Origin of the sequence: Shimia isoporae, assembly GCF_004346865.1 — a bacterium.
In the GTDB taxonomy this organism is placed as follows: Bacteria; Pseudomonadota; Alphaproteobacteria; order Rhodobacterales; family Rhodobacteraceae; genus Shimia; species Shimia isoporae.
In genome coordinates this window covers 147,899-168,287 of record NZ_SMGR01000002.1, presented here as the reverse complement: position 1 = coordinate 168,287, position 20,389 = coordinate 147,899, and the positions used below count along the sequence as shown (strand labels likewise).

The following is a 20,389-nucleotide window of genomic DNA, read 5'->3' as shown; positions in this document are numbered from 1 at the left end:
GCGATAGAGACGGGAGTATGTGCGATGGCAAACCCAACGGCGGCAATGCTGGTGATCGGAGACGAAATACTCTCGGGACGCACGCGAGATGCGAACATGCATTTCCTAGCCGGAGAACTGACCAAACAGGGCATATCGCTTTCGGAAGTGCGGATCGTGGCGGACGAAAAACCCCAGATCGTAGCGGCTTTGAAGGCTTTGAGTACGTCCTATGACACTGTCTTTACATCAGGTGGTATCGGGCCGACCCATGATGACATAACCGCGGATTGTGTGGCCGAAGCTTTCGGTCAAAGCATTGACGTGCGCGCGGATGCTGCGGCGCTTTTGCAGGCGCACTATGATGCCAGCGGGCAGGAGTTCAATGCCGCACGCCAACGAATGGCGCGGATTCCCGAGCATGCCACGCTGATTGACAATCCTGTGTCCGTAGCGCCCGGATTTACTGTGGAAAATGTGCATGTTATGGCCGGTGTCCCCGTTGTTTTTCAGGCGATGGTTGCAAGCGTTTTACCAACACTTACCGGAGGGGCGCCGTTATTGAGTCAGACGCTTCGGATCGACCGAGGTGAAGGGGATATTGCGGGTCCGTTGGCCGAACTTGCGGCGGAGTTCGATGACCTTTCAATCGGTTCCTACCCTTTCCAGAAGAACGGGGCCTTTGGTGCCAACATTGTTATTCGCGGAACAGATGGCGCGCGGGTAGATGCGGCGATCACCAAATTGGCGGGAATGTTTGAATGAGTTTGCCGAACATCCGGACCTTGTATGACGTTGTCGAGGCAACCTGGCCGCCCGCAAGCATAACGCGGGTTGGCCCTGTGACCATCCGCGACGGTCAGGGTGGTGGCAAGCGGGTGAGCGCAGGGACTGTGGACGGTGCATTTACTGAAGCCGACCTAGATGCGGCAGAGGCTGCGATGCTGGCGTTGGGACAATACAGAATTTTCATGGTTCGTGAAGGCGAAGATACGCTTGATGAGGCCTTGGAAGTGCGGGGTTACGAAATTGTCGATCCGGTCAATGTCTATGCGGCCAAGGCAGAGGATATTGCTACAGAGCGTCCTCCGCGAACTGCGGCCATCCCGGGGTGGGAGCCGCTCAGGATCATGGAAGAAATCTGGGCCAAGGGCGGCATCGGACCCGCTCGGATTAATGTGATGCAGCGTGCCAACGGACCAAAGACAGGGTTTGTGTCGCGCTGGAACGATCAACCTGCGGGCACATCTTTCATGGCGATGCATGCGGGTATCGGCATGGTACACGCGGTCGAAATATTACCGCACCAGCGCAGACAGGGCGTCGGACGTTTTCTGATGCGCCGGGCGGCGTTCTGGGTGCTGGAACAGGGTGGGCACACTCTTTCGGTAATCTGCACACAGGCAAATGAGGGAGCGAACGGGCTCTACGCTTCCCTCGGCATGACGGTTGTGGGACAGTACCACTACAGACAAAAAACGAAGGATTGAGGGGGAGACTCATGTCAGCAACAGACAAGCCAACTGCGCTGGACATTCCGATGGTGGACCCGCTGCCGCCGGAAACACGACGCTATTTCGAGATTTGTCAGGAGAAGTTGGGCATGGTGCCCAATGTGCTGAAGGCGTATGCGATCCACGTTGAGAAGTTGAACGCTTTCACAGCGCTTTATAACGATCTGATGTTGGGCGAGAGCGGATTGAGCAAGCTGGAACGCGAGATGATCGCGGTGGCTGTTAGTTCGATCAACAAGTGTTTCTATTGCCTTGTGGCGCACGGAGCGGCCGTCAGGCAGCTTTCTGGCGATCCGATGCTGGGCGAGATGATGGTGATGAACTGGCGCGTGGCTGATCTGGATGCGCGACAAAAAGCGATGCTGATGTTCGCGGAAAAGATGACGGTGGCCAGCTACACAATCGAAGAGGCGGACCGGCAGGGACTGCGTGATGTCGGATTTAGTGAACGGGATATCTGGGACATCGCCAATGTCGCTGGTTTTTACAACATGTCAAACCGCGTCGCGTCGGCCACAGACATGCGTCCCAACGACGAATATCACGCGCTGGCCCGGTGATCCGGGCCGCCACCATAACCTTTGCCGTGATGGTGGGGCTGCCGGTGGCGGCGTTTGAGCCAGTTTTGCCCGATGGGGCTCAACAGATATATGCGGAAGCGCCGGAGCAGCGGATTTATGCGCTTCCCACAGGCCCATACGAAGGTGGCGCGGTTCCGGTCGATCGGGTTCCAGGCGACGTGCGACGTCGATCTTGGCGGATCACAAGCGGCTTTGGCGGCACCAACGCGCTCGCGTCTTCCTTTGCTTCGCAACTTCTAGAGCAGGATTTTGACATTCTTTATAGTTGTGACGCGGCTGCTTGTGGCGGGTTCGATTTCCGGTTTGACATAGAGGTTCTTTTGCCGCCTCACATGTTTGTCGATCTGGCAGACTATGTCTTTCTGGCCGCGTTGAAGGAAACGAGCGCAGGATTGGAAGCCGTCGGCGTTCTCGTCAGTCGCACGGCAGAGGCCGGTATGGTGCAAGTTACCGACGTCGGGCCAGCGAAGCGGGTGACCCAGAAACGACCAAAACTGCGACCGGTCTCCGCAACTCCAATTGCTCCCAATGTGTCTGCTGCAGATGTTTCTACGCTTCAGGCGGAAGGTCATCTTACTTTGGGAGATCTGGTTTTCGAGACTGGATCTTCCAAACTTGGCACAGGGCCATTTGCGTCGCTTGAGATGTTGGCTGCTTTTTTGAATGAGGATGACACACGGCGGGTGGCACTAGTGGGGCATACGGACTCGGTAGGCGGGTTGGATGCGAACACGGAATTGTCCCGCAAACGCGCGGTCTCGGTTAAGCAGAGGCTGGAAGAGGCGCATAACGTGTCCGCAGACCAACTTGAAGCGCGCGGTGTAGGATATCTTTCTCCGGTTGCGTCTAACCTTACAGAGGCAGGTCGATCTGCGAACCGGCGTGTCGAGGCCGTGTTGTTGAACACCGAATGAGGCCGTGTCAGGCCTTGATCCGCGATGGCGCTCCCCAGGCAAAAAAAGACCCGGGCCATGCAGGAACCCGGGTCGCAGGGTGCTCTCTTCACGAAAGCCAGGGAAGGTCGAATATCACCAGGCGCTTGGGCCTTTTTCAGCAAATGCGTTCACCAGGAAGTCGATGAAGGCGCGCACTTTGGGCTGGGTGAAGCGGCCAGGTGGGTAGACCGCGTAGATGCCTTGAGTTTCCATCGGGAGATCGGGGATCGCGTCCTCAACCAAACCCTGCTCCAATGCGTCGGCGTACAGGAAGCTTGGGAGATAGGCGATGCCGAGACCGGCGACGGCTGCGTTCAGCAGGGATTGCCCGTCGTTTACCGACAGCCAGCCGGCGGTGCGCACCTGACGCTTTTCGCCCGAGGGAGCGGTCAGTTTCCAGACGGCACCGTTGGACTGGCTGGAGTAATGCAAAAGCTTGTGATCGTTGAGATCGTCGATCTTTTCCGGACGACCGTATTTTTCGAAATACGCAGGAGAGGCGATCATTCGCTTGGTGGTTTCGGTCAGCTTGCGGGCACGCAGGGTGCTGTCTTCAAGCTCACCAATGCGGATCGCCATATCGAAACCTTCGGAAATCAGTTCGACGTAGCGGTTGTTGAGCACCATGTTCACAGTGATCTCAGGGAACTCGCTTAGGAATTCACCCAGGACCGGTGAGAGGTGGTTCACACCAAAATCGGTCGCGACCGAGATACGCAGAAGCCCCGAGGGTGCGGACTGCATGGAGGTCACAAGCGCGTCCGCCTCACCGGCGTCATTCAGAACGCGGCGGGCCCGGTCATAGTACGCCAAACCGATTTCGGTCGGGCTGACGCGACGGGTTGTTCTGTTTAGAAGGCGAGCGCCGAGACGCGCCTCAAGGCTTGAGACGTGTTTGGACACGGCCGATTTAGAGATGCCCATCTTCTTGGCAGCATCTGTAAATCCACCCTGATCCACCACTGTGGCGAAGGCTTCCATTTCCGTCAGGCGATCCATCTGCTCGTCCTCTTTCTCGTCGTTGGAAACAATCAATGACGGTGAAATCGGGCAGGATGAGGGCAAACAGCAGACAATATCTGGATTTTGTCAGGGATCGTTTGCGGCGAGGAAACAGAGAAACAGTTAACCTTTTCCAGGAAACGGTGGGCTCAGGGCGCGGGAAAGTGCTGATCGAATGCTGTTTCGCCCGCTCTGGTGATGGTGATGACGCGGCTGCTGTGCTCCCGTTTTGCCCAGCCATTGGAAATAAACTCTGCCAGCAACGCACGGCCCAACTGGCCTGCAAGGTGAGAGGTGCGTTCAGACCAGTCCAGACATTCGCGGCATAGAGGCGCGCGGGTTTTGGGCAAGGCCTCCACGTCGATCCCCAGCATCTGCACAAATGCCTGGCCCGCGTTCGTCAAGGTCAGTTCACCGCCCGATGTGTCGAGATGGCCTTTTGCGACCATCGCGCGAAACATGCGCACGCCCATGTCTCCGGCCAGGTGGTTGTAGCAAACTCGCGCTTTGCGGAGCGCAGCATCCTTGGGACCCGTTCGCGTTCGGAGATGTCCGGACGTGGCCGCCAGCCCCATGAGTGCTTCGAGGACGCTGGCCACCTCTTCGTTGGCCAAGGTGAAGTAACGGTGACGGCCGGACTTGCGCGCGTTGATAAGTGCGCCGTCTGTCAGTTTCGACAAATGGCTGGATGCGGTTTGCAAGCTGACGTTGGCCTCTGTCGCCAGTTCAGAAGCGGTGAGAGCCTTCCCGCTCATGAGGGCCGACAGGATGTTGGCGCGGGCAGGATCGCCGATCAACGCGGCAATGCGCGCGATGTCGGGGCCGTCTCTGAAAGTGCTTTCCATACTTCGATGTTCACCGAAGCATTGCTGCGGTTCAAGGGATTAGGATCGGGAGCAGCAAAAAGGAGATGTACAATGTTGACCTGTGTTATCCGTTACCAGATCGATCCCACAAAGAAAGCGATGTTTGAGCAATACGCCCGAAATTGGGGGCAGGCCATTCCGCGCAACGGTGCCGAGCTCATCGGTTATTACGCGCCGCACGAAGGCTCCACGACATTGGCTTACGGGATATACAACATACCCAGTCTCAACGAGTATGAAAGTTACCGCGCGCGTCTTGCGGCGGACCCGCTGGGGAGAGAGAACTATGACTTCGCAATGCAGGAGAAATTCATCCTACGCGAGGACAGAACGTGGCTGAAGCTGGCGTCCGCGCCACACTGTGAAGGTGACAGGTAGAAACTGAGAAAGAGCACCTCACCCAAGGTGCTCTTCCCCAGTCATGAAACGGGGCCGGCGATGGTTTGCCGGCCCCGTCTCTGTCGGACCTTATTCCGCTGCGACAGACTTCTGATCTGTGCGCGCGCGGTGTTCGCGGTTTGCTTTGGCGATGAGGAACTCGCCGCCGATTACTGCGATCAGAAGACCGGCGCCAACAGTGTAGAAGTACTCCATGTCCATCGGAGAGCCAGGTACCCAGAAGAAGAATACCAGACCGCCCAGCAGGATCAGCGTCGGGACGACCGAGCAGAAAACTGCAACCGGGGTTCCGCCGGGGATGGTGTAACCGCGGACGGCCTCTTTGTCTGTTAGGCGCAGTTTCAGGAAGGCCGGGAACATCATGACATAGGATGCCAGAAGCCCGATCGCACCGAGAGAGAAGACGTTCCAGAAGAGGTCTTCGTTGCCGGTCCTGTCCACCATGACGAGGTAAGCGACCATAGTTGCTGTACCCATCCAGGCATTGGCCCAAGAGGCGGTTGTCGGCATGCCGGTTTTTTCGGAAACACCTTCGAACATTTTCGGCATCAGGCCCTGTTGGGCTGCATAGACCACAGTTTGGTTCACGCCCATCGCCCAGGTCACAACGTTGGAGACCAGAGTATAGAGCACCATGACGCCAATCACGTAGACGAGGATTTGTGCGCCGCCGGACGTGCCGAATACCAGTTGGAAGGCATCGATAACGCCGGAACTGTCCGAGATTTCGGCCAGCGGGATAACCGCCAGGATGCCGAGGGACGCCAACAGATAGAAGAAGGTGATCAGGATACCGCCAAGCACTGTGGCTTTCGGAATGTCACGCTCGGGATCTTTGAAGGTCGAGGCCGCGCCTGCGATGATTTCAAAACCCATAACGTTGAAAATGATGATCGGCAGGTAAGTTCCACCGTCACCGAAGGACGGCAGGGTGTCCCAGATGGTGAACGGGTTTGCGAAACCGTTGGTGAAGCCAACATAGAGGCCCCCAACACCCAGGATAACCATGATCACCGATTTGAAGATTGCACCAAGAGAAGCGATCCAAGTCAGACGTTCAACATCGAAGGTCGCAATATAGGATGTCAGCCACGTCATGGCCGTCGCAAAAATCGCGATCGCGAATGGGCCGAGTTCCAGCCCCATCAATTGGGCAGCGATGATGGCGAACATATAATAGACGGCCGGCACCCAGAGCGAGTAGTTCACCCAGTAGAGCCACGACACACGGGCTGCTGAGCCGCGACCAAATGCGCGGTTCACCCAGTCCACAATTGCGCCTTCGTCCTTGTAGGTGGTGCCAAGTTCGGCAGTCACCAGCCCGTAGGGCAGGAAGAAGACGAAGAAGAACAATACCCACCAGCCAATGGCTGACGGTCCAATGATGGCAGACGCTGCGACCGTGTCGATCACAAGGATCGAGCTTACGGCCACCAGGAGAATGCCCATCATGCTCACAGATTTTTTCTCTGACACGGGGAAATCCTTTCCGACTTAAAGACTGCCCCGAGAATAGTGACGTGCGCGTAAGGTAGCTATAGTTATTTCAGTCAATGAAGTATTAAAAGTTACCAAAAGCTAAATTTTGCCATTTTTTCGCAACATATCGGCGGGTTTCCGCCCTTGAATTCGGTGCGGAGAAGACAACCTCCCGACGCATACGATTGCAAGTTTCACCCAAGGCTAACACGCAGTGGCAAACGAGGCTCTTTGCCACCGCGCGTTGCGACTCAGCTTACGAAAAATGCAGGCGCCGGCCTAACAAAATTAGAGGGACCGGCGCTTGATTTTGGGAGCGGGTCAGAGAGACGCTGCGAGGCGCGTGCCCTGATTGATTGCGCGTTTGGCATCCAGTTCCGCCGCTACGTCGGCACCGCCGATCACATGACAGGTGACGCCTTCAGCTTCGAGAGAGTCGGCCAGAGAGCGATCCGACAGCTGTCCTGCACAAATCACAATGTTATCGACATCCAGCACACGGGGGTTTTCACGTGCTTCTCCAAAGGAGATGTGCAGACCGTCGTCGTCGATCTTCTCGTAGTTCACGCCGCCGAGCATCTCGACATTCTTCATTTTGAGTGCTGCGCGGTGAATCCAGCCGGTGGTCTTGCCAAGACCTTTGCCAAGCGCCTTGGCCTTGCGCTGCATCAGGGTGACCTGACGCGCGGCGGCGTGGGGCTGAGGACCCTCCGGAGCCAGACCGCCACGATGCTCGGAAGGATCGGTAACGCCCCATTCGACCATCCATTCCGGCAGGTTCTCGGTGAGGCTTTCACCTTCGTGAACGAGGAACTCGGAAACATCGAAGCCAATGCCGCCAGCGCCGATGACGGCCACCTTTTCGCCAACGGGCTTTTTGTCACGCAGAACGTCCAGATAAGACAGAACTTCAGGGCGGTCCTGACCCGGGATGCCGGGATCACGTGGAATGATCCCAGTGGCGATGATCACTTCGTCGTATCCCGCCAAAGCATTGGCAGTGGCTTCCGTGTTGAGTTTTACCTCGATTCCGAGGTCTGCAATCATCACTTCGTACCAGTCAACCAATCCCCAGAATTCTTCCTTACCCGGAATCTGCTTGGCGACGTTGAGCTGCCCGCCGAGTTTGTCGGCCCGGTCAATCAGCGTGACTTTGTGGCCGCGCTGGGCTGCGGTCATGGCGGCCGACAAGCCGGCCGGACCCGCGCCGACAACCGCGATAGATTTTACGTCCTCAGTTGCAAGGATCGGCAACTCGGTTTCGTGACAGGCGCGCGGGTTGACCAGACACGAGGTCAGCTTGCCCGAGAAAGTGTGGTCCAGACAGGCTTGGTTACAGCCAATGCAAGGCGCGATCTGGTTACCTTTGCCTTCGGCGGCTTTGTTGACGAAATCGGAGTCCGCAAGGAAAGGGCGGGCCATCGAGATCATGTCTGCGCAGCCTTCTGCCAGCACGTCTTCCGCAACTTCAGGAGTGTTGATGCGGTTCGAGGTAATGACCGGAATGGAGACCTTGCCCATCAGCTTTTTGGTGACCCATGCGAATGCGCGACGCGGTACCGAAGTGGCGATGGTCGGGACGCGGGCCTCGTGCCAGCCAATGCCTGTGTTGATGATCGTTGCGCCGGCCTTTTCGATTTCCTGCGCCAGTTGTACCACTTCTTCGTGGGTGGAGCCGTTGGGCACCAGATCGATCATCGAGAGGCGATAGATAATAATGAAGTCTTCGCCGACGGCTTCGCGGCAGCGGCGCACAACTTCGATGGGCAGGCGGATCCGGTTTTCATAAGAGCCCCCCCAACGGTCGGTACGCTTGTTGGTGTGGGTGACAATGAACTGGTTCAGGAAGTAGCCCTCCGACCCCATAATCTCGACGCCGTCATACCCGGCTTCGCGGGCGCGGACTGTTGCCGTCACAAAATCCTGAATTTGTTTCTCGATGCCGTCCTCGTCCAGTTCCTTCGGCGGGAAGGGGGAAATCGGGGATTTGATCGGGGACGCGGATACACACTCGGGGCCATAGGCGTAACGACCTGCGTGTAGGATTTGCATCGCAATCTTGCCGCCACCCTCGTGGACACGGTCGGTGATGATTTTGTGGTTGGCAATGTCTTCGTCAGAGAAAAGACCGGCCGCGCCGGGGAAAACACCGCCTTCGCGGCTGGGAGCCATACCGCCGGTCACAATAAGAGCGACACCACCACGGGCACGTTCACCATAGAACTCGGCAACTCTGTTCCAGTCTTTGGTTTCTTCAAGGCCGGTGTGCATCGACCCCATCAAAACGCGGTTTTTAAGGGTCGTGAAGCCAAGGTCGAGCGGGGCCAGCATGTGCGGGTATTGGGTCATGGGTGTCTCCTCAGAATCCTTTGCCGCGCGCTTGTTGCGGGCAGAGATTTTGCCGCTTACCAAAACGTAAAGGGAGAACGCTGTCACTTGCAACGCCGCGTCATAGGACCCAGCGTCACGCCGCAAAAACAGTTCTATGAGGCGAATTGTAGTTAATTCGCTGAAATTGATGCTGAATGGCTGTCTGCAAAACGTCTGCAACACGTCGGCATTGCGTCGGTTTGAACAGCGGGCAGAACGGCATTAACGGTACGCGCGATGGTGCCCGGCCAGAATGGGTCACAAGCTGACTCAGGGTTGTGCGGCGTGATCACATTGTTTCGACGCAGTGACGACGGAAGGCGCGCTTGAGCATGTCGAGTTCGGCGCGCAGCAGATCGATCTCGGCGCGCAGGTCATCGGCCAGAGCTTCACCTGCAATAAAGGTGATCTTGTCCAGACGCTCGCCATTGGAGGCGTTCTCGATCAGGATGGTGTGGGTGCCATCCGAAAGTGATTCCGGCGGAATTGGGATGTGAAGCGCCCATTTGCCTTCGTCGTTGGCGGCTTTGATCGACACACCCGGGACCGCTTTTTCGAGGAAAGTCACTTCAACCGATGGCTCAGGCCCGGTGCCGCCTTCGTAGCTGAGTACGCCTTCCCATGTGCCTTCAAACAGCCGGGTCTTTGTCAGGATCAGTTGGCTCATTGTCTCGTGCTCCTAGGCTGCGTCAGAATTCCGCGCGGGGGCGGCGGCTGAATGTCAGGTCACGTAGGATGACCTGATTCATTTCGGGGCCCTCAAAGATCAAGTCGATCCACATTTTTTCGACCCGCTTTTCATTGAGGTTGGAATAGGCGAGGTCAAATTCCACACGGATTTCTTCTTCCTGCAATGGCAGTTCGCGGACAATCTGCTCGGTATTTGGGCCGTGGCGGATGTTCAGGCGGGCGAAAATCTCGAGCGGCTTTTCCATTTCAACAATCGTGTCCATGCGGATCACATGGTTGCGAAGAAGGCCTTCTACCCCTGCAGAGGGCATGTCCACAACCAGAGACAAGAAAGATCCGTCAAAGCGAAAAACGTCCATTCGCAAACCGAATGGCGCGAGATCCTTTTCGCGGGTGTTGCGCAGCTGGCGAAGGGTCAGTTCCGAGATGCGGCAATCATGAAAGAGCGTGACTTCGCCGCCAAGCATTTCCTTGTTCTCAACAGCCGCCCGACCTTTGACCGCAATGGGCTCGCGCCAGAGAGCGGGGCGCCACGACCAGTCGGTACCGTGAGGTTTGGGAAAAGCGTTGGAACCAATAATCGGGAGGGCAAGACGGCTTTCGGAAACCGAGATCAGTGTGTCGAGATGTTGGCGCAGTGTGCGGGCTCGGCGACGGTGCGAGCGCAGAGCCGGGAGCTCGGTTTGCTCGGCTTTGCGGGCGATGCGTGCCCAATAGCGGGATTGGCCCCACTGATAGATGCGTTCGATCAAACCGCCTGTACGCGCCATGCTCTTTCGTCTGTCCCCAATTGTTTCCCGTGGCGAAACAATTCGCCCGTGGTTTTTTCCTGTCTACCCAAATGGCTGCCCTGAGACAAACCTGCATTGTGCTTAAACCGCGTTAAGAGCAGAAAAAAATTTCCACCTTCAAGCTTCAGAGTAGGCAGAGCCAGCACAATCGCCTAGGGAATAGGCATGACGTCTTATGATGCTTTTGAGGCCCTGGTGGCTCCCGCACGGTCGCAAAGAGGGATATTCCGTCTTGTGGCCGGAGCGGCAATGGTTGCCGTGCTTTATCTCGTTTTCCTTATCGCCTGGACAGTCTTTGCGGCAGCCCTTTTGCCGGTTGGGGACGACATCGACGTGATCCTGCAAGGACGGACCGTTGCGGACATGGTGATCCTGATGACCGGGTTCGGAGCAATGACTGTTGCGCTGAAATTGGTGCTGCGTCTTTTGCACAAGCGATCGCTTGCGACGCTGATTGGGCCAAGGAGCGAAGCGTGGCGGCAGACGTGGGCGGTGGGCAAAATGTGTCTCTTGCTGACGGGCGTGTTTTTCCTGATCCCCTTGCCGGGAAGTGGTGATCTTGTTCAGGCCATGTCGCTATCGCGCTGGATAGTGCTGTTGCCTCTGTCGTTGGTGTTGCTGGTGATACAGTGCAGCGCGGAAGAGTTGGTTTTTCGCGGATATCTACAAAGCCAGCTCGCCGCGGACGGCATGCCCCCTTTGGTTTGGATCGGCGTGCCCAGCCTGTTGTTTGGTATGCTGCACTATGCTCCGGACATCTATGGCGAGACAGCAGTCTGGGTTGCCGTTTGGGCCACGGTTTTTGGTGTCATGATGGCCGACATTACGGCGCGGGCCGGAACGCTGGCGCCTGCAATTGTCATACACGTTATCAACAATTTCATGGCGATGAGCGTGACGGGCTTCGAGAACGATCTTGGAGGGCTGGCACTCTATCACCTGCCGTACGCGCCAAACGATGCCGAAGTCATGCGAGCTTTGCTGCCGTTGGAACTGTTGAGCATGCTGTGCGTCTGGCTGATCGCGAGGATTGCTCTGCGACGTTGATTGCATTTCGTGGCGTTGCGTCCTATTTCATGCCCCAACGTTATCAGAGGACCCTGATCGCATGAACTGGATCACCAACTATGTCCGTCCGCGGATCAACTCGATCTTCTCGCGCCGCGAGACGCCGGACAACCTTTGGACCAAATGTGACAGCTGTGGAACAATGCTGTTTCACCGCGAACTGTCGGGCAATTTGAATGTATGCACGCAGTGTGGGCACCATATGCACATCACGCCGCGCGCCCGTTTTGAGGCGTTGTTTGACGGCGGAGTGTTTGTAGAGGTCGACGTGCCGCAACCGGTGACCGATCCGTTGCAGTTCCGAGACAGCAAAAAATATCCCGAGCGCATGAAAGCTGCGCAGAAAAACACCGGCGAAAAAGAAGCGATGCTGGTGGCCGAAGGCGAGATGGGTCGCACCCCGATTGTGGCGGCGGCGCAGGACTTTTCGTTCATGGGCGGATCGATGGGCATGTATGTCGGCAACGCCATCATTGCGGCGGCCGAGCGCGCCGTTGCGTTGAAGCGCCCCTTGGTGTTGTTCTCCGCAGCGGGTGGTGCACGCATGCAGGAAGGCATTCTGTCGCTGATGCAGATGCCGCGCACAACTGTGGCCGTGCAGATGCTCAAGGAAGCGGGTCTGCCGTATATCGTAGTGCTGACACACCCGACGACTGGTGGTGTAACGGCGTCTTATGCGATGCTGGGGGACGTGCACATTTCCGAGCCCAACGCGCTGATCTGTTTTGCCGGTCCGCGTGTGATCGAGCAGACCATTCGCGAAAAGTTGCCTGAAGGGTTCCAAAGAGCGGAATACCTGCTGGATCACGGCATGCTGGACCGCGTGATTGATCGCAACCAGATGAAAGATGAACTGGTGACCATCACGCGCATGCTGATGGGGCTGCCACCCGCGGTGAAAGGCGACCTGCCTGCACCCGAGAAGGTGGAAGAGGCCAAGGCAGATCAAGCCGAAGCCGAGAAAAAGGCTGACGCGAAGAAGTAAGGGCGGCGCCCGACTTTGGCGGATGTGGTGTCGCGGATGCGGATAGTTCGGTTGGCAGTCAGTACCATTGCAGTTGTTCTTGCGGCGTTGCTTTGCTTTATTCTCGTCGCTGTGGTCTCCCTGAATGTGCGTCTTTCGCCTGACCTGACTTTGATAGGGAAAGAGCTCAAGGACGCGGAAGCTGTCCTTGGACCAAGTCAGCCGGGAACAATGGATGAGTATGTTTGGGGCGCGGGCTTTCCAACGGATGCCCTGCCATTGGTGGTCAAAGGGATTTCGGGCTACGTTGCGCCAGAAAAGGTCAACGGAGACTGGGAGGCACCCATCGTCTCCGTTGAACCATTTTGGATTTTGGGTGGCTTCCTGACACTAAACCGCTCCTATGAACCCGGATACGCTAAGGGCATTTTCTGCTTCTGGTCAGACGATGCAAAAAGGTGTGATTTTTGGCTATGACCGAACAAACCTCCGACGCCATTCTTGCGCGTATGTTGGCGCTGCATCCGAAGATCATTGATCTGACGTTGGACCGCATGTGGCGACTGCTTGGTGCGCTGGACCATCCGGAGCGGGAATTGCCGCCGGTGATCCATCTGGCAGGCACCAACGGCAAAGGCAGCACGCAGGCGATGATCCGCGCCGGGCTTGAAGGCGCAGGCAAGTCGGTGCACGCCTACACCAGCCCGCATCTGGCGCGGTTTCATGAGCGCATCCGTCTGGCGGGCGAGTTGATCAACGAGGCGCATCTGACGGAAGTTCTTGATGAGTGTTGGGAGGCCAACAATCGCGAGAATATCACCTATTTCGAGATCACGACTTGTGCCGCATTGCTGGCTTTTGCCCGTTCCAAAGCGGACTACACCCTGCTTGAGGTCGGCCTTGGCGGGCGGCTGGATGCGACCAATGTGATTGATGCGCCCAAGCTGACGGTGATCACGCCGATCAGCAAAGACCACGAACAGTTTTTGGGCGATACAGTCGCCAAAATTGCGGCCGAGAAGGCGGGCATCATAAAACGGGCCGTTCCGGTGATTGTCGGGCCCCAGCCCGAAGAGGCTATGGACGTGATCGAGGACACGGCAGCCAGGCTGGGTGCACCGCTGATTGCCTACGGCCAGCACTGGCATGTCTTTGAAGAACGCGGCCGACTGATCTTTCAGGACGAAAACGGATTGCTGGATCTCCCGCTTCCGGCTTTACCCGGCGCGCACCAGATCCAGAACGCGGGCGCAGCGATCGCGGCCTTGCGGTATCTTGGATGTGACGAGGCTGCCTGTGAAGCGGCGATGCGTGATGTCTTTTGGCCGGCACGCATGCAGCGGCTGAAGAACGGACCTTTGGTGGCGGCGGCCCCAAAAGCCGAGCTTTGGCTTGATGGTGGACACAACGCGGCCGCAGGGCAAGCACTCGGAGCGTATTTGAAAGGCTTGGCAGTGCGTCCGACCCACCTGATCTGCGGGATGCTGAACACGAAGGACGTCGGCGGATATATGGCACCACTGGCTACGGAAGCGGCCAGCCTGCACGCGGTGTCCATTCCAGAAGAGGCTGCGACGCTGAGCGCCGAGGAAACCGCGAAGGCAGCTCGAACTGCCGGGATAACGGCTTACGAGGCTGAAACCGTTGAAGCGGCGCTGGATGCGATTGTTTCAGAAGAGCCGAATGCTCGGGTACTGATTTGCGGGTCGCTGTATTTGGCAGGACACATTCTGCGCAGCAACGGATGACTTCGGAATAAGCAGAAAGCCCGAGTCGCCAACTTTTTTGGCCAACTGATTCGTTTTTGCGAATCACCCCGTTGACTGATTCGAATCACCAAAGCTATAGTCGCCTCAACGCGGGTCTTTCAAAACGAAGAAATCGAAAAGAAAGATCGCAGACTTATCGGGACAGGCAGGCAGGTAAAACGGGGGGCATTTCGGCCCCCCGAACAATTTCATGCCTCAGTTTGCACTGCACAGGTCCAAACCTTTCAGATCGCTGACCTTGGCGCATGAGTGCGGCTCCAGTAACGTGCAGGAAACCTGAACGGTTGTTGTCGTCGGAGACGCCAGATGGAGGCGGATTTTGCTGTTATTGGTGGTGGGCTAGTAGGCCTGTCGGTGGCGTTGGGATTGCTCAACGCGGGGCAGAAGGTTGTTGTGATCGACGGTGCCGAATCCGATCCCAAGGCAAGCCGTGGCAATTTCGGACTTATCTGGCTGCAAGGAAAAGGCGTTTCGCAACCGCGATACGCCCGTTGGAGCAAGGAAAGCGCTGACCTTTGGGTCGGCTTTGCGCGGGACCTGTCTGACATCACCGGGGTGGATCTGGGCTTGCGTCAGGAAGGTGGACTGGACCTGCACTTCAGTGACGACAGTCTGGAGTTCGCCATTTCCGAAAACGAAGCCATTCAGGCCAAGTTGGGCGCGGATTATCCATTTGAGGTCCTAGGGCCTGATGCGTTGCGCTCTGAGGAGCCGGAAGTGGGGCCTAAAGTTGCAGGTGCGGTACTGCATCCAGGTGACGGACATGCGGATCCGTTGGCGTTGCTGACCGCGTTGGCGAAAGCGGTTTCTCTGAAAGGCGGGCAAATACTGGCCGGTGCGCCGGTGGTCGGCGTCGCGCCTCGAGATGGCGGTTTCAGTCTGACGTGTGAAGACGGGTCGCAGGTGCGGACGGCGCGGGTTGTTCTGGCTGCAGGTCTCGGGGCTATCAAGCTTGGCCCATCGTTGGGATTTTGTGCGCCGCTAAAGCCGGAGCGAGGTCAGGTTCTGATCACGGAGAAAATGCCCCCATTGCTGCGGCGGCCGTCATTGATTGCGCGGCAGGTCCATGCCGGCGGAATTCAGATAGGCGCAACCAACGAAGATGTCGGTATGAGCCGCAGCGTGACTTTTGAAGGCGTTGCAAAATTGGCGGCAGACGCTGTTGACGCTTACCCGGCGTTGGCGCGTGCCCAACTTCTGCGCGCCTGGGGGGCGTTGCGGGTGATGTCGCCTGACGGGTTGCCGATCTATCAGGAAAGCGATGAGTTTCCGGGGGCGTTCATGGTGAGCTGTCATAGTGGTGTCACGCTGGCTGCGGTTCACGCGATGCGGTTGCCGTCCTGGATTTTGAAGCAGGCGGATGCGCCGGACCTCGGAGTATTTGGCGATGACCGGTTTGCGGCTTAAATCTCTGTTGCCACAAGGACCGCTCGTGGAGGTGACGTTCAAAGGCGAAGTGATCTCTTTGCCGGAAGGCGCCAACCTGGCCACTGCTTTGCAGGAGTACGGCGTCGAAGGTTTCCGGCAGACGCCGACACGCGGTGTGGCGCGGTCTCCGTTTTGCATGATGGGCGTATGTTTTGACTGTTTACTCGAAGTGGACGGTGTCACCAGACAATCCTGCATGATCGAGGTGCGCGCGGGGATCGATATTCGACCGGCCCGCCAAAGTCGGGAGGGACCCTATGAGTCTCTTTGATCTGGCGATCGTTGGCGCCGGTGCTGCGGGCATGGCGGCTGCCCGAGAAGGTGCTGAGGCGGGTATGAGCGTTGCTCTTATCGACGAGCAACCCAGAGCAGGCGGTCAAGTTTATCGCAATGTCGCGCGCGCGGCGCGCCCGATGGGTGAAGTGTTGGGCGAACACTATGTGCAGGGGGCGCCGCTGGCAGCGGCGCTGGAGCACGAGGGGATCACGCACTTTGCCGGACATGCGCTTTGCGGAATAGAGGGAGGCTGGCTGGCCCTGTCTTCGGTGGAGGGAGGATGTCGCATACACGCGCGCAACGTCCTTTTGGCCACCGGGGCGATCGAGCGTCCGATGCCGGTACCGGGCTGGACCTTGCCCGGGGTGATGACCGTAGGTGCGGCGCAAGTCATGCTCAAACAGTCTGGCGTCGCGGTGGAAAACGCTGTGCTGGTCGGGTCGGGTCCACTTTTACACCTTGTGGCGGTGCAATTGGTAAGAGCAGGCACACCGCCCAAGGCGCTGGTAGAAACGCGGAAACGCGGAGATGCGCGTCGGGCCATGCTCATGTGGCGTCTTGCGCTTCGCGCCACGCCTTATGTGAAGCGCAGCATTGCGGACCTTGTTGCGGTGCGAAACGCGGGGGTTGCGCGGTACATGGCGAGCCGCGATGTGGCCCTGCTCGGAGAGCGTCGGGTCGAGGCGGTCGCGTTTTCAAGCGGAGGGCGGCGACGAGAAGTGCCATGCGAAGCGGTTTTGCTGCATCACGGAGTCATACCGCATTTACAAGCAAGTCGCGCGGCGGGCGTGCCAGAGGTCTGGAATGAGGGACAACAGGCTTTTGTGCCTGTTTGTGACACTTGGGGCCGGACGGAAGTACCGCATGTTTGGGTTGCAGGGGACGGTGCGTGGATCGGCGGAGCACGTGCCGCGGAGCTGTCAGGGCGGATAGCGGCATTAGGGATTGCGCATGATCTTGGCTATGTGCGCAGTGCTGAGCGGGATCGTCGGACTGCAGGGTGGTTTGAGGAACGCGAGTTTGAGTTGAGCCTGCGACCGGTTGTGGAACGTGCCTTTCCACCATACCCGGCAGCATTGGCGCCTGCGGACGGCGTCACGCTTTGCCGGTGTGAGGAAGTCACGGCGGGCGAGGTACGCAACGCTGTGCGGTCCGGGGCGCAGGGGGCGAACCAGATCAAGGTGATGACACGCGCGGGCATGGGGCGCTGTCAGGGGCGCATGTGCGGGGACGGTGTCGCGCGCATTCTGGCTGATGAGCGTGGGACTCTGATGGGCGATGTCGCACCGCTTGGCGTGCGTCCTCCGATCAAGCCGATAACCCTTGGGGCTTTGGCTCAGATGCACCACGATGCGCAGCACGCAGAGGAAGAGGGCGGAGATGATTGAGCAGCTGATGTCCGTGATGTTCATCCTGACGGTTGTGGCAACAGCCGTCATGGCGGCCTCGGCCGCAATTCAGGGTGCCCGTCTGGAACTGGACCTGTTTGGTGCGACTGTGATCGCGGTTGCCACCGCCGTCGGGGGCGGAACCGTGCGGGACATGTTGCTTGGCCGCATGCCTGTTTTCTGGATCACCGATCTCACTTACCTCTTCACGGCGGTGCCGATGGCCGTGGTGATGTATTTCGTTGCGACCCGCCTGCCATCCGGCAACGGGCGGCGATTGCGCCTTTTGATGCAACTTGATGCTGTGGGGCTGGCCCTTTTCACTCTTGTCGGGGTGCGGGTTGCACAGGAAATGGAGACCCATGTGGCAATTGCCGTGGTCATTGGTGTGATTACAGGAACGGTTGGAGGGATGATCCGCGACGTTTTGTGCAACGTGACGCCGTCCGTGCTCAAGGAAGATCTCTATGCAACGATCTCGTTGATCGGGGGCTCGCTGTACCTCGTGCTGGATCGTCAGATTGGAGAGGAATGGGCGGTCGGGATCAGCTTTGTCGGCATGCTGGTCGTAAGGCTGATCGTGATCGCACGCACAGATATGGCTGCGGAAAGTCAGGTCTGAGAGGCGTCCGCTGGACGTTGTGATCCGCTGAGTTGCGAAAACTGCTAGAAAAATGCGGCATGTGGCGCGAAGGTTGCAGGGACGACCGGAGGAGGGCCAGTTCATGCAGCATGTCACTGAATTTCCGTATGAAGTAGAGGAATCGCCGCACGTTCTCATTCCTATGGCGGATGGAGTGAACCTGTCGGCCCGCATCTGGCGTCCGAAGGGCGCGGGGTCGGTGCCTGCCATTCTGGAGTATTTGCCGTATCGAAAACGGGATGGCACCGCCGAGAGGGACGCGCTTACACATCCGTATCTCGCCGGGCATGGATATGCCTGTGTGCGGGTGGATATTCGTGGCACCGGCGATAGCGAAGGTATTTTTGACGACGAGTATTCGGAACAGGAGCTGTCTGACGGAGTGGCGGTGATCGAGTGGCTGGCGGCTCAGGATTGGTGTTCCGGTAATGTCGGCATGATGGGGATCAGCTGGGGCGGCTTTAACGGGTTGCAGATTGCCGCGCTTCAGCCCGAACCCTTGAAGGCTGTCGTATCAATCTGTTCCACCGTGGATCGCTATGCAGACGACATCCACTACAAGGGAGGCATCATGCTGGGCGAAAACCCGGCGTGGGCGGCGACGGTATTGGGTTGGTTTTCCCTGCCACCCGACCCCGAGATCATCCGCGAAGGTGGCATGGAAATGTGGATGGACCGGCTTGAAGAAACTCCGTTTTTGGCGGGGCGCTGGGCGGAACACCAACTGCGGGATGACTATTGGAAACATGGTTCGGTCTGTGAGGACTACGGGGCAATCAAGGCAGCGGTTTTGAGTGTGGGCGGCTGGCATGACGGGTATCGTAATACGATCGCCCATCTTGTGGAAAATCTCCAAGCACCGGTCAAAGGGCTGATTGGACCGTGGAACCACAAATATCCGCATTTTGCGTGGCCCGGTCCGCAGATTGATTTCCTTGGCGAGATGCTCCGGTGGTGGGATCGTTGGCTGAAAGGCATCGACAACGGAGCCGAAGATCTGCCGGACATGCGGGTCTGGATGATGGACGGTATCGCGCCCGCAGTTAGCTATGAGCATCGACCGGGGCGCTGGGTGGCGTTGCAAGACTGGAAGGCGCGGCCAGCACCTGAAGTCCTGCACTTTAGCGGTGAGAAACTGTGTGAACAGGCCGGTATTGTTGATCGAAAGGCCTTTCCGGCATTGGCCTGTGGTCAGGCGGCAGGAGAGTTTTTCCCGTTCGGGTTCGGACCGGGGGAACTCCCGGACGATCAGAGGTTGGACGATGCGCTGAGTTTGTGTTTCGATGCGCCGGTTGCCGAGGCTGAGACGGATATTCTTGGCGCGCCGGAGGTGACCCTGTCTCTTTCCAGTGATCAGCCGCGTGCGCAGGTTGCGGTCCGTCTATGTGACGTCGCGCCGGACGGTAGCAGCGCCCTGATCTGCCACGGGTTCCTGAACCTACGCCACAGAGAGGGGCACGAAACCTCGATCGACATACCAGTCGGAGAGGTTGTGCAGGCGCGCGTCGTGTTGGATCAATGCGGGTACCGGCTGCCGGTGGGGCACCGGCTGCGCGTAGCGATTTCGACCAGCTATTGGCCGTTTGTCTGGCCGGAGCCGGCTCCGGTCACGTTGACGGTGCAGAGCGGCGCGCTTCACTTGCCTGTGTTGCCAGAGGGCCTGGGGGATAACTGGGCATTCGAGGGACCCAAAGGTGCCCCTGCCCGGGAAACGAGGCGGCTGCGGGAAGGCGGAGAGTCCAAGCGGTTGATCCGTGATTCCGGCGACAAGAGCCTGGCTTTGGAAATTGAAAGCGACTCTGGCGTCGATGAAGATCTGAACACCGGATTGTCACACTCGATCAAGCACAAGGAACTCTTCCTTATCCGTGAAGATGATGCCGCATCTGCGGAAGCATCATTTTTCTGGGAGCGGCGCATGGCCCGTGGCGGGTGGCGTGCAACCGTTGAAGGCGAGGTCAGAATGCGAGGATTGGCAGACACATTTGAGGTCGAAGCCCGCCTGCATATCTATGGCGACGACGACGTCCAGTTTAACAAAAGGTGGCACGTCAGCCTGCCGCGACTCTGATGTTTTGGGTCGCAATGCCTTCCATTTATTTGGCGTTGAACGGCGAAGTTTATGGCTGTGTCACAAAATTGAGCTTTCCCTAAAGTAAAGGTCGCAATGAAACAAAAGCGACTTTACTGTCGGTTTCAGAACATGATGCGCCGGTTTTATGGGGACAGGCGAAGGGGGAGGACTGC

General features: G+C 57.9%; 20 protein-coding genes. 14 read left to right on the top strand and 6 right to left on the bottom strand.

Going from position 1 to position 20,389, the window contains the following annotated elements; all coding sequences use genetic code 11:
• Positions 1 to 24: 24 nt before the first annotated feature.
• The 4 genes from BXY66_RS12455 to BXY66_RS12440 are packed head-to-tail and all read left to right on the top strand — an operon-like array spanning position 25 to position 2,988.
• On the top strand, positions 25 to 744 hold the full coding sequence (locus BXY66_RS12455) for a competence/damage-inducible protein A (protein ID WP_132860571.1): 720 nt from the start codon (positions 25 to 27) through the stop codon (positions 742 to 744).
• On the top strand, positions 741 to 1,469 hold the full coding sequence (locus BXY66_RS12450; RefSeq protein WP_132860570.1) for a GNAT family N-acetyltransferase: 729 nt from the start codon (positions 741 to 743) through the stop codon (positions 1,467 to 1,469). The genes BXY66_RS12455 and BXY66_RS12450 overlap by 4 nt, the downstream gene beginning before the upstream one ends.
• 11 nt (positions 1,470 to 1,480) lie before the next feature.
• Complete coding sequence (locus BXY66_RS12445) at positions 1,481 to 2,053, top strand: peroxidase-related enzyme (protein ID WP_132860569.1); 573 nt, start codon at positions 1,481 to 1,483, stop codon at positions 2,051 to 2,053.
• Positions 2,050 to 2,988, top strand: a complete 939-nt coding sequence (locus BXY66_RS12440; RefSeq protein ID WP_132860568.1) for an OmpA family protein — start codon at positions 2,050 to 2,052, stop codon at positions 2,986 to 2,988. The genes BXY66_RS12445 and BXY66_RS12440 overlap by 4 nt, the downstream gene beginning before the upstream one ends.
• A 114-nt stretch (positions 2,989 to 3,102) precedes the next feature.
• On the opposite strand, the gene BXY66_RS12435 is transcribed toward BXY66_RS12440, so the two are convergent.
• Together BXY66_RS12435 and BXY66_RS12430 are read right to left on the bottom strand one after the other, a co-directional pair.
• On the bottom strand, positions 3,103 to 4,008 hold the full coding sequence (locus BXY66_RS12435) for a LysR family transcriptional regulator (RefSeq protein WP_132860567.1): 906 nt from the start codon (positions 4,006 to 4,008) through the stop codon (positions 3,103 to 3,105).
• Positions 4,009 to 4,160: 152 nt separating this feature from the next.
• Complete coding sequence (locus BXY66_RS12430; protein ID WP_132860566.1) at positions 4,161 to 4,856, bottom strand: ArsR/SmtB family transcription factor; 696 nt, start codon at positions 4,854 to 4,856, stop codon at positions 4,161 to 4,163.
• Positions 4,857 to 4,928: 72 nt separating this feature from the next.
• Between BXY66_RS12430 and BXY66_RS12425 the strand changes: the two genes are divergently transcribed.
• Positions 4,929 to 5,255: an NIPSNAP family protein gene (locus BXY66_RS12425; RefSeq protein WP_132860565.1), complete on the top strand. Its 327-nt coding sequence runs from the start codon at positions 4,929 to 4,931 to the stop codon at positions 5,253 to 5,255.
• A gap of 90 nt (positions 5,256 to 5,345) precedes the next feature.
• Here the strand turns inward: BXY66_RS12425 and BXY66_RS12420 are convergent, their stop codons facing one another.
• The 4 genes from BXY66_RS12420 to BXY66_RS12405 form a co-directional block, all read right to left on the bottom strand.
• On the bottom strand, positions 5,346 to 6,752 hold the full coding sequence (locus BXY66_RS12420; RefSeq protein ID WP_132860564.1) for an APC family permease: 1,407 nt from the start codon (positions 6,750 to 6,752) through the stop codon (positions 5,346 to 5,348).
• 324 nt (positions 6,753 to 7,076) lie between these two features.
• The gene (locus BXY66_RS12415; protein ID WP_132860563.1) at positions 7,077 to 9,104 is read right to left on the bottom strand and encodes an NADPH-dependent 2,4-dienoyl-CoA reductase; all 2,028 of its coding nucleotides are present in this window, start codon (positions 9,102 to 9,104) and stop codon (positions 7,077 to 7,079) included.
• A 310-nt stretch (positions 9,105 to 9,414) separates the two neighbouring features.
• Positions 9,415 to 9,792 (bottom strand): hypothetical protein, encoded by a 378-nt coding sequence (locus BXY66_RS12410; protein ID WP_132860562.1) that lies wholly within the window; start codon positions 9,790 to 9,792, stop codon positions 9,415 to 9,417.
• 22 nt (positions 9,793 to 9,814) lie between these two features.
• Positions 9,815 to 10,585, bottom strand: a complete 771-nt coding sequence (locus tag BXY66_RS12405) for a DUF6478 family protein (RefSeq protein ID WP_132860561.1) — start codon at positions 10,583 to 10,585, stop codon at positions 9,815 to 9,817.
• 186 nt (positions 10,586 to 10,771) lie between these two features.
• Here BXY66_RS12405 and BXY66_RS12400 point away from each other — a divergent pair, with 186 nt between their 5' ends.
• The 9 genes from BXY66_RS12400 to BXY66_RS12360 all read left to right on the top strand — a co-directional run bounded on the left by BXY66_RS12400 (position 10,772) and on the right by BXY66_RS12360 (position 20,213).
• Entirely contained in the window at positions 10,772 to 11,653 is an 882-nt protein-coding gene (locus BXY66_RS12400) for a CPBP family intramembrane glutamic endopeptidase (RefSeq protein ID WP_132860560.1), read from the top strand.
• Between the two features lie 61 nt (positions 11,654 to 11,714).
• Positions 11,715 to 12,659 (top strand): acetyl-CoA carboxylase, carboxyltransferase subunit beta, encoded by a 945-nt coding sequence (gene accD / locus BXY66_RS12395; protein WP_132860559.1) that lies wholly within the window; start codon positions 11,715 to 11,717, stop codon positions 12,657 to 12,659.
• A 51-nt stretch (positions 12,660 to 12,710) separates the two neighbouring features.
• Positions 12,711 to 13,115, top strand: a complete 405-nt coding sequence (locus BXY66_RS12390; protein WP_132860558.1) for a hypothetical protein — start codon at positions 12,711 to 12,713, stop codon at positions 13,113 to 13,115.
• Positions 13,112 to 14,386, top strand: a complete 1,275-nt coding sequence (locus BXY66_RS12385; RefSeq protein WP_132860557.1) for a bifunctional folylpolyglutamate synthase/dihydrofolate synthase — start codon at positions 13,112 to 13,114, stop codon at positions 14,384 to 14,386. Before BXY66_RS12390 ends, BXY66_RS12385 begins: the two co-directional genes overlap by 4 nt.
• 327 nt (positions 14,387 to 14,713) lie before the next feature.
• Positions 14,714 to 15,814, top strand: coding sequence for an NAD(P)/FAD-dependent oxidoreductase (locus tag BXY66_RS12380; protein ID WP_132860556.1), 1,101 nt, complete (start codon positions 14,714 to 14,716; stop codon positions 15,812 to 15,814).
• Positions 15,795 to 16,106, top strand: a complete 312-nt coding sequence (locus tag BXY66_RS12375) for a (2Fe-2S)-binding protein (RefSeq protein WP_132861066.1) — start codon at positions 15,795 to 15,797, stop codon at positions 16,104 to 16,106. Before BXY66_RS12380 ends, BXY66_RS12375 begins: the two co-directional genes overlap by 20 nt.
• On the top strand, positions 16,093 to 17,499 hold the full coding sequence (locus tag BXY66_RS12370; protein WP_132860555.1) for an FAD/NAD(P)-dependent oxidoreductase: 1,407 nt from the start codon (positions 16,093 to 16,095) through the stop codon (positions 17,497 to 17,499). The genes BXY66_RS12375 and BXY66_RS12370 overlap by 14 nt, the downstream gene beginning before the upstream one ends.
• Positions 17,492 to 18,121: a trimeric intracellular cation channel family protein gene (locus BXY66_RS12365; RefSeq protein WP_132860554.1), complete on the top strand. Its 630-nt coding sequence runs from the start codon at positions 17,492 to 17,494 to the stop codon at positions 18,119 to 18,121. Before BXY66_RS12370 ends, BXY66_RS12365 begins: the two co-directional genes overlap by 8 nt.
• Positions 18,122 to 18,224: 103 nt before the next feature.
• Complete coding sequence (locus BXY66_RS12360) at positions 18,225 to 20,213, top strand: CocE/NonD family hydrolase (protein WP_132860553.1); 1,989 nt, start codon at positions 18,225 to 18,227, stop codon at positions 20,211 to 20,213.
• Positions 20,214 to 20,389 lie beyond the last annotated feature (176 nt).